Source organism: Streptococcus sp. 2020WUSS089 (assembly GCF_044427405.1).
In the GTDB taxonomy this organism is placed as follows: domain Bacteria; phylum Bacillota; class Bacilli; order Lactobacillales; family Streptococcaceae; genus Streptococcus; species Streptococcus hashimotonensis.
The window spans coordinates 149,188-163,524 of record NZ_JAOTGD010000003.1 but is presented as its reverse complement, the minus strand read 5'-3'; the positions used below and the strand labels follow the sequence as shown (position 1 = coordinate 163,524).

Sequence of the window (14,337 nt, the reverse complement as noted above, 5' to 3'; positions counted from 1 at the left end):
TCACTTTCCTCACTTCACCTTATACAAAGTAAATAGAGAATCTTCCCTCTTTATCTACTTCGATAGTACTTAGCATGATATTACGTACAATTTTCTGCTGAATTTGTCGAGTCATTTCCTTGTAGGAGCGCAAAGATTCTTTGTAGTACTCGGAGACACTTCCTTTTTGTGCTGTTGAACGCGTCGTTATCACACCTTTCAACTGTTGCAGCGTATCTACCTCTTCAATCCAAGCTTCATCAATAGCCTTTAAAACTGCCAATCGATAAAATTCAGACATCCCCTCATGTGTTTGAACAATACGAGCTTTCTTCTTCATTTCCTTTTTAAAGATTAGAAAAAGTAGGTCCTCAATTTGGGTATCACTAGCAAGAAGCAAATCTTCAGGTATTTTTTTAAATTCGTAGGTAAAGTTGTCCAAAATATAGCGTCTCAATTGATGAGGGCTACGTTTGGGATGGGTCTGTAAGAAATCTCCAATGACTTCAAATACAATTTTCTCTACCTTAGCCGACAGATCCACGTCTTCTAACATGAGTTTATCCCTAAGAGCATATACCTTATTCCGCTGGATGCGCATGCTCTCATCATATTCGATCGTAAAACGACGGGAACTAATCGCCCCATCCTCACTTTTTGTTTGAGCATGCGTAAGTGCACGTTTGAAGCGTTTCGATTTTAAGGGCTGTCCATAATTCCTTCGTTCGGTGTTGTTATTTTTCTTAAAGTACTTTTTAACCCACTCAGGTCCATTATTGACTAGCAACTCATCTTCCAATGAGACAAAAAATTGTGACATCCCCGGTTCACCCTGACGTCCTGAACGACCTCGCAACTGCCAGTCCATACGACTGTTGGGCATCCGCTCTGTTCCGATAACTGCTAACCCGCCAAGTTCAGCCACTCCTTGACCAAGTTTGATGTCCGTTCCACGACCAGCCATAATAGTTGCACAAGTTACAGTTCCATATTGTCCCGCTTCTTGAATAATAAGCGCCTCTTTGGCAACATTATTAGCTGTAAGGGTACTATGCGGAATTCCTTCTTGCAACAACATCTTAGAATAAATTTGCGTGATTTCTACCGTTCCTGAAATTAACAATACAGGCTGCCCCTTCGCATGAAGTTTTTTTACCATCTCAATGGTGGCATATAACTTCTCTGGTAGGGTGGCATATATCTTATCAGGGTAGTCAATGCGCTGGGTCGGTTTATTTGTCGGAATAGAAACTACAGGGACATGATAAGTTTCAATCAATTCATCTTCAGCCTGATGTCCAGTTCCAGTCATTCCTGCGATTTTCGGAAACATGTTAAATAGACTCTGATAGGTGACTGAGCCCATCGCTCGACTTTCCTTAGTCTTCTTGACCTTTTCTTTTGTCTCGATAGCTTGGTGAATACCAGATTGCAAACGTGTTCCTTCTAGCACCCGACCTGTCCGATTATCCAACAGTTTGATTTCATCATCCTGCACGACATAATCAAAATTTTTCCGATAAAGATAATGAGCGCGGAGAGCCAAGTTAATATGGCGATTCAACTCCCAACTTTCGGATGAGTAGAGTTCAGCTATATCAAAGTACGATTCTGCATAGTCATTCCCTTTATCTGTCAGATAAACTTCTTTTTTATCTGGGTCAAAAAAGAATTCCTCCCCTTCTTTTAAGGTTAGAATGAACTGATTACAAATATCAAATAGGTTTGATTGCACTCGTGGAAAACCCGAAATAATCAACGGTGTCTGAGCACTGTCTAGTAAGACGGCATCCGCCTCATCAACGATTACATAGTTAAAGTCTCGTAGGAATTTGCCTTCTGCAGATGACGCAAGATTATTAGAGAGATAATCGAAACCAAGTGTTGCACTAGTTGTATAGGTAATATCTGCCATATAGACACTTTCCCTATCTTCTTCTGAATCTTGATTCGTATCAGTATCTTCTTCCTTCGCACCAATCCCAACAGTCAAGCCTAGAAACTGATAGACTTTTCCCATTTCTTCCCCATCACGAACAGCGAGGTAGGCATTGGTGGTTACTAGTATCGCTCCCTTACCCATTAGTGCATTTAGGTAAAGGGGCATTGTTGCAGTTAGGGTCTTTCCTTCTCCGGTACGCATTTCTGCAATACAACCTTGGTGGAGGGCGATGCCTCCCATGACTTGAACTTCGTAAGGAAACTGCCCTAGTATGCGGTAGCAGGCTTCCCTCGCAGTTGCAAAAGCCTCTACCAACAAATCATCCAAAGTCTCCCCTTGTGCAAGGCGTTCTTTGAATTTTATTGTCTGACCAGAAAGCTCTTCATCGGTCATTTGGCGATACTCAGATTCTAGTTTAATAATTTTTTTAGTGATACGCCTAATTTTAAACAACCGATATTTGTTTAAAATTGAAGTATTATTTCTTAACTTCATACCCCTTCCTCTTCTCTAGTATTTCGGATAAGGCCTGTTACAAATTCTAAATCCTGCGGATAACGATTTTGGCTGTAATACCCCCTCGCTTTTCTAGATTGGTAGTGGGTGTCAATCTCGTCCAAGACATATAGTGCAATATCAGAAAAATAAACACGCTGACAACCTGCACTAACTAAAGCCATATTGTAAGTGAAGGCATCAGCAGGGTAAACAAACTCTTGTTCTCCATTTTTCAAGATATCTAATCCAACAACCTCGCCTTGGCGATTAAAATATTGCAATTCAATGTAAGCACGACCTTCTGGTTCAACAGAATAGTTGTGTTCTATGCGATAGCGATAACCAGGACGCAAAAGCGGAAGATTCGGCGACTGACGATCCCCTTGATAATTGGTCCTTGAATGCCATCGTTTTATTGGTTTACCAGAAGCAAAACGAAGATTTTCAAACTGAACCTGTTTATCAAAATGATCAATTACAGAGCCATACAAATAATTTCCACCATTCGCTGTATCTCCCCAATAAATCTTTTGTATTAATCGTCCTTCCATTAGAGCTTCCTTCCAAAATCGTTCTTCAAGAATTTATGATACTGCGTCATGAACCACCTATTAATGGCTCTACTATTATCATTGTGACGTCCCTCATATCCCTTGGCATAGATATGTGTATCACTATCTGCCAGATGCTCTACTAAACGCTCCATAGCATGACCATCATAGTCATCCTGTTGCATGTAGGCAATGGCAAATTCCGTCTTATCAAAGTCTACCTTACCAAATTTATTCCAAAAATGCTGGTTAAAACGTTCAATCGCTGCTTCGTCTGATCCTCCAACGACATTTCGAATCATATCGCCACTTGTTTCAAACTCATCTGGTCGCTTCAACTTCAAGTTAGCAACTGTATCTCCTAAATTTGTAAATGGTTTCCCAACAATGACAGCGTGCGGTTTAAAGTGAGAAGCATAATAGAGACCACCAAATGCGCCCATCGACAACCCGGATAAAATCAATTGATCGGATGTGAAACCAAGATAGTCTAACGACTCCTGAATGGCATCAATCACATTCTTTTCCAATTGCTCTGTTCCAGAATAGAAACACCCACCTTCTAAACGCGGATCAGCAATTAACATAAATGGAGTTCTCATAGCTTTCATCATAAAGAACCCTTCGAAACCTTCCGCTCCACGGAAACCAGAAAAGTATACATTCAGTGGTGGTTTTAAATCTCCAGGATTGAAATAGGTAAAAATCTCTTGTCTTTTTTCATCAACGTGTCGCTTTCCACCTAAAACAAACCGCCCAAGCCCTTCTCGAGAGTATCTCCAGTGAGTTACACCAAATTTTAGCTTTCCACTTCCTTTTACACTAAATGAAATAGAATAATGGCCAACTTCCTCATCTGTCCTTAAAATATATGGCTCTTTTAAGTCACATTCGTCAATAATCAGAGTTTTATACACATCGCCAAGCGATCCCTTGCGAAGACAAACAATCTCCATTCGGAGTTGACAGTCGCCTTCTTTTATGAATTCTGGCCAAAGTTCCAATGACATAGAGAAAACAGGCAGATTATACCGAAATGTATATAGTGTTGTAAAGTCTTTACCAAAGTCTCCTTCAAAATTCACACCAACATTTCCATCGTATGATACTTGTCCTTTAAAGTGCGGATTTACATCAATTTCAGGAATCTTTAATTTTGCACCATATTGCCCACCAAATAAATTCCGATATAGATAAAGTATGGTGTCGTAATGTGATTCCTCAATAGGTAGTTCCCTCATTACCGCTCGTCGACAAATTCCATCTACTCGCTGATCGAAAATAGTGACTCCCTTATCCTTAAATAGAGAGTAAGCATCGACATTAGAGGTAAGTTGCTCCAGTACTTCTTCCGCAATATCCGAAGTAACTACCACACCTGAAAAATGAATATGAACTTTTGGAGGTTCTTCCATTTCAGCTAGTCTTTCCTCGGGTATCTTGGCAATTTCAGCAGCTTTTAATCCCTCTAAGTAATCTTGTAGTTTATCACTTGGCGTGTATAACCACTCTATTTGTTCGGGAAGTTCTAGGTCTTTCGCCCAGTTCTCATCCCCTATCTGCAATAGTTTCATTTTTACTTTCCAATAATTCTTTCCAATGGGCTATGATTTTTCCACTAGTATAATCACCCATTTTTTGAACTGTATAAATAAGCGAGTTATTCCAATTGCTCAAGCCATCAAAATAATAACGAATAGCTTCCGAAATCCCTGAAACCTCATCAACAATCCAACCGTTTTCTGAATGGGTCACATACTCAGTTTTTATCATATTAATTTGAGGCAAACCAGCACTAATGCTTGCAATTTGAGTATATATGTGAGGTTTTTCACTCAAATCAATCACTAATCTTGTTGTATCCAATTCTTTTATAATCTGATTTTCATTTGTAAAATGTTTGAACTGGATAGCAGTTAACTCTATTTCCTCATCTTCTTCCAGTAAGTTCTCGCTTTCATTTTCCACCAAATCAGTGAATCGTTCTAATGAATAATTTTCATTAATAATCTGCAAGACTTCTTCTGTTACCTGCTCTTTTTTTCTACCGTTCTCATAACTTATTAAATGAAGTTCTATCAGTGGATTCTCCATCATTGTTCCTAAAATTTCATCTAAAGCTAGACGATAACGGGTTTGATCTATACCATCAATTAAGAAATAGATAATTAGTTCTTTAATTGTCTGGCTACGCCCTAAGCGAAGACGAGTATCAAATGGAGTAACGCGATTAATAAAACGATGTGGTAACTGGTGTTGTTCGATTTCTGCCAAAAGCTGTTGTTCTGCTGCCTCAGTATCAATAATTACTAAACTTGCAGCCTCAACAACCAGCTTTAGCGCCTCAGTATTTTTTACATCAAAACGATCGCCAAAGAGAGAAAATACCTTTCGATACTCGCTAAAATTATTAAAGATAAGATCATTATGACGTAAATCACTAGCTACCACCAAAAAGTCATCTGGTTTCATCCACTCAGATTTCAGTAATTGTACACGTTCTTTAAACAATTCCTCCCAGGCATCATACTCTAATTTATGGAAGATTTGATCGGCCGATGGATTGATTTCAATCACACTATGCTTTCGAGTTAGATGTTCTCGAACCTGCCATACCCCAAATTCATTTAAGTAATCCTGATAACTAGGAACACCATCTTTTGAATATTGAATGCTAGATAAAAATCCTCTATCGTCAAAGTAATAGCGTCTAGCTTCTTTATTTTCTTCGTAAAAAATAACAAAGTGTAGATTACCATTTTCGGCAAAATGAATATCAGCAATCTTTTCGTTATCAACATATGCCAATACCATAAATGGGGAATAGATAAATCTAGTTCCTTCAGGCCATCCTAATTCTTTAAAAGGAATCGTCTTCGTTTCCTTTCTTTGAATATTTTGAATATCATCAAAAAATGACCAATAATTCACATCTAATAAGCCTTGTTTGTGTAAATAATAGCGAAGTTGCGGGTGGTAGCATGTCAAAATAAGCGCAGCTTCTTCATGAGCGGCTTGAAACATCTGAATTTGGTTGATTGTATCATCAAAGCTCATACGCTCAAATACACGGAACCATAGTGGCGTTTCAACAAACCACTTACGATTTCCGTTATACCATGACGGAATAAAATAATACATTTTTTCTCCTTTAAATCAAGTCATCGTACTGTTTCCAAGTTTGCATTACACTTATTTGCTCTACAATTCCTAACATCAGAGTGGTCATAATATAAATGTTTTGTATAAGAATAGCAAAACTTATCTGCCCTGATTGGCTCCAAATAATCAACATGGGAATACCCCCCATTAAACTTGTATAAATTGCACCTATAATTGCCAATTTCCACAAATACGATCCGATGTATTTCTTAGTAGCTTCTCCTGGACGAACTCCTTCAATATAATCCCCACCTTTTTGCATTCCTTCAGCAATTTCTCCTGGATCCAAATTAAAGAACGCAAAGCCAATTGCCAGAATAAATAACAGAATAAGATAGAAAATTATTCCTACTAGCTGTGACATTGAGAAATGTTGTGAAAGATACTGTAGTACTTCATTATCTGGGAAAAATCCGAGCAATATAGAAATAAATAACGGAGGTAGAGTCATCAAGGTCATCGCATACATAAACGGCATCCCACCTGCTGGGGTTAATTTGAGAGGGATGTACGTCTCCTCTGCAAAGGAACTAACAATTGTTATTCTTCGAATAGGGATTCGATATTCTGCTCTAAAGACCCTAATTGTAATCCAAATAAGAATTGATGCTCCACCTAGGACAAACAGAGTAATCAGCAACCAAATCCAAATATCAAAGCGATTCTCAGATACCAATCTAGCAATATTTACTAAAAATGTTAAGGTCATATTCGAAATAATGATGACTGATGGCCCACCAACGCCTTTTCTAGCGTTAACAGCCGCAAGCCATGCAAGAACATAGCTCCCTGCTATCAGGATAACAATTGAACTGATTCTCAAAAGTACTTTACTCTGTGGTCCTAATGCTGGAATTTCGAAATAATCACTAACACCACTATACCCGTATGCTTGAATAAAAGCAATTATAAACATCAGTGACATCTGCCATAACTGAGTTTGTCGCTTCGTTGCCACTTTTACCACTTTAAACAAACTCAAAAAACGCCACAGAATCATACTGGTCATCCAAGGACTTAAACCCAATGAAAATAGATTCTGCATAGAAAAATTCCCTCCAGATACCATCGCTAAAGTATCTAGAGAACTCGTTAAATCATACCCACCAGCACCTATTTCAGAATAAACTGGCAACGTCCCAATAGGAATATATTTCCCTAACATATAGACAAAAATTATACCAACTGACCAAAGTATCCTTTTTAAAATTAATGAACTTTGGATTTTTTTCTTCATTGATGCAAACATTTTATACCCTCTTTCTATCATGTATTGTGAGAATACACTTCTCACAATACATGATAAATCGAAGCTATTCAAATAAATAGCTTCGAAAATATCACTGTCGTCAATTACTGTTTTCCTCGACATCTTCCTCTTCTTTTTTACGGCGTTTATACAAACCGCCAAGAAGGAGACCTGCCCCAAGGATTCCTGCCCAAGCTGATGATTGTTCACCAGTATTTGGCAACGCACCTTGTCTACGCGGAGTTTGAGATTGACGAGACGGGGTTGATTCTGACTCTGAAATAGATTCAGAGACGGATTCTGAAATCGATTCGCTGACTGACTCGGAGATGGATTCAGAGACCGATTCGGAAATGGATTCGCTTACCGATTCAGAGATAGATTCAGATACAGATTCTGAAATCGACTCGCTGACCGATTCAGAGATAGATTCGCTAACTGACTCGGAGATGGATTCTGATACAGATTCTGAAATCGACTCGCTCACTGACTCGGAGATAGACTCAGAGACGGATTCAGAAATCGACTCGCTCACTGACTCGGAGAGGGACTCAGAGACGGATTCAGAAATCGACTCGCTGACCGACTCGGAGATAGATTCTGATACAGATTCTGAAATTGATTCGCTGACTGACTCGGAGAGAGACTCAGATGTAGATTCAGAGATTGACTCGCTGACCGATTCGGAAATCGATTCGCTGACTGACTCTGAGATGGACTCAGAAACTGATTCTGAAATTGACTCGCTCACTGACTCGGAGATAGACTCAGAGACTGATTCCGAAATAGATTCGCTTACTGATTCTGAGATAGATTCAGATGTAGACTCAGAAATTGATTCACTCACTGACTCAGAGATAGACTCAGAGACGGATTCAGAAATTGATTCGCTAACTGACTCGGAAAGGGACTCAGATGTAGATTCAGAGATTGACTCGCTGACCGACTCGGAGATAGATTCAGAGACTGATTCGGAAATCGATTCGCTGACTGACTCTGAGATGGACTCAGAAACTGATTCTGAAATTGACTCGCTCACTGACTCGGAGATAGACTCAGAGACTGATTCCGAAATAGATTCGCTTGCTGATTCTGAGATAGATTCAGATGTAGACTCAGAAATTGATTCACTCACTGACTCAGAGATAGACTCAGAGACGGATTCAGAAATTGATTCGCTAACTGACTCGGAAAGGGACTCAGATACCGATTCGGAAATTGACTCGCTGACCGATTCAGAGATAGACTCAGAGACGGATTCTGAAATCGATTCGCTGACTGATTCAGAGATAGATTCACTTACTGATTCTGAAATTGACTCGCTGACTGACTCAGAGACTGATTCCGAAATTGACTCAGATGTAGATTCCGAAATTGATTCGCTCACTGACTCTGAGATGGACTCAGATACGGATTCAGAAATTGACTCACTTACTGACTCGGAAATTGACTCAGAGACTGATTCGGAAATTGACTCAGATGTAGATTCTGAAATCGATTCGCTTACTGACTCGGAGAGGGACTCAGAAACTGATTCTGAAATCGACTCACTGACCGATTCAGAGATAGATTCTGAGACAGATTCTGAAATTGATTCTGATGTAGATTCCGAAATAGATTCACTAACTGACTCGGAGATAGACTCAGATGTAGATTCTGAAATCGACTCGCTTACCGACTCTGAGATGGACTCGCTGACCGATTCTGAGATGGATTCAGAGACAGATTCTGAAAGTGACTCACTTACTGATTCTGAGATAGATTCTGATACGGATTCCGAAATTGATTCGCTGACCGACTCGGAGATAGATTCTGATACGGATTCTGAAAGGGATTCGCTAACCGACTCGGAGATGGATTCAGAGACGGATTCGGAAATCGATTCACTTACTGACTCTGAAAGAGATTCAGAGACGGATTCGGAAATTGACTCACTCACTGACTCGGAAAGGGATTCAGATACAGATTCTGAAAGGGATTCGCTGACTGATTCAGAGATAGATTCTGATGTGGATTCAGAAATAGATTCGCTCACTGACTCTGAGATGGATTCAGAGACGGATTCGGAAATAGATTCGCTCACTGATTCTGAGATAGACTCGCTAACTGATTCTGAAAGGGACTCCGATACGGATTCTGAAAGGGATTCGCTAACCGACTCGGAGATGGATTCAGAGACTGATTCAGAAATCGATTCACTTACTGACTCTGAAAGAGATTCAGAGACGGATTCGGAAATTGACTCACTCACTGACTCGGAAAGGGATTCAGAGACGGATTCGGAAATTGACTCACTTACTGACTCTGAAATTGACTCAGATGTAGACTCTGAAATCGATTCAGATGTAGATTCAGAAATCGACTCGCTGACTGACTCTGAGATGGATTCAGAGACGGATTCGGAAAGTGACTCAGATGTAGATTCCGAAATGGATTCGCTGACTGATTCGGAAAGGGACTCGCTGACTGACTCGGAGATAGACTCAGAGACGGATTCGGAAATTGATTCAGATGTAGATTCAGAAATAGATTCGCTCACTGACTCGGAGATAGACTCGCTTACCGATTCAGAGATAGATTCTGAGACGGATTCTGAAATTGATTCGCTGACTGACTCTGAGATAGACTCAGATACCGATTCGGAAAGGGACTCGCTAACCGACTCTGAAATTGACTCAGATGTAGATTCTGAAATCGACTCGCTGACTGACTCTGAGATAGATTCTGAGACGGATTCGGAAATCGATTCGCTGACTGACTCTGAGATAGATTCTGAGACTGATTCGGAAATCGATTCGCTGACTGACTCGGAGAGGGATTCAGAGACTGATTCGGAAAGAGACTCACTTACTGACTCTGAAATTGACTCAGATGTAGATTCTGAAATCGACTCGCTGACCGACTCGGAGATAGATTCTGAGACTGATTCTGAAATCGATTCACTTACTGACTCTGAGATAGACTCAGATACCGATTCGGAAAGGGACTCGCTAACCGACTCTGAAACTGACTCAGATGTAGATTCTGAAATCGACTCGCTGACTGACTCTGAGATAGATTCTGAGACTGATTCGGAAATCGATTCGCTGACTGACTCGGAGAGGGATTCTGAGACGGATTCGGAAAGAGACTCACTTACTGACTCTGAAATTGACTCAGATGTAGATTCTGAAATCGACTCGCTGACTGACTCGGAAAGGGACTCAGATACCGATTCGGAAATTGACTCGCTGACCGACTCGGAAAGGGATTCTGAGACTGATTCGGAAATGGATTCGCTCACTGACTCTGAGATAGACTCAGATGTAGATTCTGAAATCGATTCGCTAACTGACTCGGAGATGGACTCTGATACGGATTCTGAAAAGGACTCGCTGACTGACTCGGAGATGGACTCTGATACGGATTCTGAAAGTGACTCGCTCACTGATTCAGAGATAGATTCAGATGTAGATTCCGAAATGGATTCACTTACTGACTCGGAAATTGATTCAGATACGGATTCTGAGATAGATTCACTTACTGACTCGGAAATTGACTCTGATGTAGATTCAGAAATTGATTCGCTAACTGACTCTGAGATGGATTCAGATACCGATTCTGAAATCGATTCGCTGACTGACTCGGAGAGGGACTCAGAAACTGATTCTGAAAGGGATTCTGAGACGGATTCAGAAATTGATTCGCTTACCGACTCTGAGATGGATTCAGAGACGGATTCAGAAATTGATTCGCTTACTGATTCTGAGATAGATTCTGAGACGGATTCGGAAATTGACTCGCTGACCGACTCGGAGATAGACTCAGAGACGGATTCAGAAAGAGACTCGCTGACTGACTCGGAGATAGACTCAGATGTAGATTCAGAGATTGACTCGCTGACCGAATCTGAGATAGATTCTGAGACGGATTCGGAAATCGATTCGCTAACTGACTCGGAAAGGGACTCAGATGTAGATTCAGAAATAGACTCGCTGACCGACTCTGAGATAGATTCTGAGACGGATTCGGAAATCGATTCGCTGACTGACTCGGAAATTGACTCAGAAACTGATTCGGAAATCGATTCGCTAACTGACTCTGAGATAGATTCTGAGACGGATTCGGAAATCGACTCGCTGACTGATTCCGAAATTGATTCGCTTACTGATTCTGAGATAGATTCTGAGACGGATTCGGAAATCGATTCGCTGACTGACTCGGAAATTGATTCGGAAATCGATTCGCTGACTGACTCTGAGATAGACTCAGAGACGGATTCGGAAATCGACTCGCTGACCGATTCAGAGATAGATTCAGAAACTGATTCTGAAAGGGATTCAGAGACAGATTCAGAAATTGACTCGCTGACCGACTCTGAGATCGATTCAGATACGGATTCTGAAATTGACTCGCTGACCGATTCTGAGATAGATTCACTTACTGACTCAGAGATGGATTCTGAGACTGACTCGGAAATTGACTCAGAGACAGATTCGGAAATCGATTCGCTGACCGATTCAGAGATAGATTCCGAAATGGATTCACTCACTGACTCGGAGATGGATTCTGATGTAGACTCAGAAATTGATTCTGAGACGGATTCGGAAATCGATTCGCTGACTGATTCTGAAATGGACTCAGATGTAGATTCCGAAATAGATTCTGATACTGACTCGGAGATGGATTCAGAGACTGATTCGGAAATCGATTCACTCACTGACTCGGAAATCGATTCAGATACGGATTCAGAGATAGATTCAGAGATAGATTCAGAGATAGATTCAGAGATAGATTCAGAGATAGATTCAGAGATAGATTCAGATGTGGATTCTGAAATTGATTCACTCACTGATTCAGAGATAGATTCAGATGTGGATTCTGAAATTGACTCGCTGACTGACTCGGAGATGGATTCAGAGACAGATTCTGAAATAGACTCGCTGACCGATTCAGAGATAGATTCTGAGACTGATTCGGAAATCGATTCACTTACTGATTCTGAAAGGGACTCACTTACCGACTCAGAGATAGACTCAGATGTAGATTCAGAAATAGATTCGCTCACTGACTCAGAGATCGACTCGCTGACTGATTCTGAAATTGACTCAGATGTAGATTCTGAAATCGATTCACTTACTGACTCTGAGATAGATTCACTTACCGATTCAGAGATAGATTCGGAGACGGATTCGGAAATTGATTCAGATGTAGATTCAGATACGGATTCTGAAATTGATTCGCTGACCGACTCGGAGAGGGACTCAGATACAGATTCTGAAATCGATTCACTTACTGACTCTGAGATAGATTCACTTACTGACTCAGAGATAGATTCAGATGTAGATTCAGAAATGGATTCACTCACTGACTCTGAGAGGGATTCAGATACAGATTCTGAAATAGATTCGCTTACCGACTCGGAGAGGGATTCAGATACAGATTCTGAGATCGACTCGCTGACTGACTCGGAAAGGGACTCAGATACAGATTCTGAAAGGGATTCGCTAACTGACTCGGAGATGGATTCTGAGACTGATTCTGAAATCGACTCGCTTACCGACTCTGAGAGGGACTCAGATACAGATTCGGAAATCGATTCGCTAACTGACTCGGAGAGGGACTCAGATACAGATTCTGAAATTGATTCTGAGACTGATTCTGAAATAGATTCGCTGACTGACTCGGAGAGGGACTCAGATACGGATTCGGAAATTGACTCGCTAACCGATTCAGAGATTGATTCAGATACAGATTCGGAAATTGACTCACTGACTGACTCGGAGAGGGACTCAGATACGGATTCGGAAAGAGACTCGCTGACTGATTCAGAGATTGATTCACTTACTGATTCTGAAAGGGACTCAGATATAGATTCGGAAATTGATTCGCTGACCGACTCTGAGATGGATTCGGAAATTGATTCAGATGTAGATTCCGAAATGGATTCGCTAACTGACTCGGAGATGGACTCAGATGTAGATTCAGAGATTGACTCGCTTACCGATTCTGAGACGGATTCTGAAATTGACTCACTTACTGACTCAGAAATTGACTCAGATGTAGACTCTGAAATCGATTCAGATGTAGATTCAGAAATCGACTCGCTGACTGACTCGGAGATGGATTCAGAGACGGATTCTGAAAGTGACTCACTTATTGACTCCGAAATTGACTCAGATGTAGATTCAGAAACTGATTCGCTGACCGACTCGGAGATGGATTCAGAGACGGATTCTGAAAGTGACTCAGATGTAGATTCAGAAATAGATTCGCTGACCGACTCGGAAATGGATTCTGAGACTGATTCAGAAATTGACTCTGAGACTGATTCTGAGACTGATTCAGAAATTGACTCTGAGACTGATTCGCTTACTGACTCAGAGACTGACTCTGAAACGGACTCTTTAATTGACTCAGAGACTGACTCTGAAACGGACTCTTTAATTGATTCTGAGACTGATGTTGAAGTTGACTCAGAATTAGAAACTGATTCAGAGTTTGAAACTGATTCTGAATTCGACGTTGATTCGGAATTTGAAGTTGATTCTGATTCAGACAAGGACAACGAATTTGAGTTTGATAGTGACTCTGATTCAGACGTATCTACAGTGTACCAATGAGTTGTTTCATTGACTGTATTAGCAGTTAATCCATTAGCCAGGGCTACAGATGCACCTTTTGTATTAGGGTTTAATGTCCCTGTAAATGTTTTATAATCTGGATGTGCTTCTTTCAGGATAATCTGAACCAACATACTCACAGGGTAACTTTTCGCTGCTTTTGCATAACCATCAAAACCAATACGGATTGTTTGGTAGTTATCTTCATAGATAACAGAGAAAATGTCATTCCCAGTTTTACCTGCTTGAGCATTAGCTGTAGCCAAGGCAGACTCTTCAGCAGAGATAAAATCTGTGACTGGAACTACAAGACTGGTATTGGCTGTTCCTGGAGCCATGACAGATGTTTCCATC

Annotated in this window: 6 protein-coding genes and 1 pseudogene; all 7 read right to left on the bottom strand. The window is 40.7% G+C overall.

Features of this window, described 5'->3' with window-relative positions; translation table 11 throughout:
* Positions 1–19: 19 nt before the first annotated feature.
* The gene (gene secA2, locus ODU46_RS04375) at positions 20–2,416 is read right to left on the bottom strand and encodes an accessory Sec system translocase SecA2 (protein ID WP_398579296.1); all 2,397 of its coding nucleotides are present in this window, start codon (positions 2,414–2,416) and stop codon (positions 20–22) included.
* On the bottom strand, positions 2,413–2,970 hold the full coding sequence (gene asp3 / locus ODU46_RS04370) for an accessory Sec system protein Asp3 (protein WP_114866823.1): 558 nt from the start codon (positions 2,968–2,970) through the stop codon (positions 2,413–2,415). The genes secA2 and asp3 overlap by 4 nt, the downstream gene beginning before the upstream one ends.
* Entirely contained in the window at positions 2,970–4,544 is a 1,575-nt protein-coding gene (gene asp2, locus ODU46_RS04365; protein ID WP_044668843.1) for an accessory Sec system protein Asp2, read from the bottom strand. Before asp2 ends, asp3 begins: the two co-directional genes overlap by 1 nt.
* Complete coding sequence (gene asp1 / locus ODU46_RS04360) at positions 4,519–6,111, bottom strand: accessory Sec system protein Asp1 (RefSeq protein ID WP_222759345.1); 1,593 nt, start codon at positions 6,109–6,111, stop codon at positions 4,519–4,521. Before asp1 ends, asp2 begins: the two co-directional genes overlap by 26 nt.
* A gap of 10 nt (positions 6,112–6,121) precedes the next feature.
* Positions 6,122–7,381, bottom strand: a complete 1,260-nt coding sequence (secY2, locus tag ODU46_RS04355) for an accessory Sec system protein translocase subunit SecY2 (RefSeq protein ID WP_161949734.1) — start codon at positions 7,379–7,381, stop codon at positions 6,122–6,124.
* A gap of 100 nt (positions 7,382–7,481) precedes the next feature.
* Positions 7,482–7,604, bottom strand: a complete 123-nt coding sequence (locus ODU46_RS04350) for an LPXTG cell wall anchor domain-containing protein (RefSeq protein ID WP_161496330.1) — start codon at positions 7,602–7,604, stop codon at positions 7,482–7,484.
* Positions 7,605–9,974: 2,370 nt separating this feature from the next.
* A pseudogene (locus ODU46_RS04345) lies at positions 9,975–14,321 on the bottom strand (DUF445 family protein); the annotation flags it as partial.
* Between the last annotated feature and the right edge of the window lie 16 nt (positions 14,322–14,337).

Bases quoted from the DNA above. Each gene is read 5' to 3' on its own strand.
- secA2 (WP_398579296.1), bottom strand. From the start codon at position 2,416: ATGAAGTTAAGAAATAATACTTCAATTTTAAACAAATATCGGTTGTTT.
- asp3 (WP_114866823.1), bottom strand. From the start codon at position 2,970: ATGGAAGGACGATTAATACAAAAGATTTATTGGGGAGATACAGCGAAT.
- asp1 (WP_222759345.1), bottom strand. From the start codon at position 6,111: ATGTATTATTTTATTCCGTCATGGTATAACGGAAATCGTAAGTGGTTT.
- asp2 (WP_044668843.1), bottom strand. From the start codon at position 4,544: ATGAAACTATTGCAGATAGGGGATGAGAACTGGGCGAAAGACCTAGAA.
- secY2 (WP_161949734.1), bottom strand. From the start codon at position 7,381: ATGTTTGCATCAATGAAGAAAAAAATCCAAAGTTCATTAATTTTAAAA.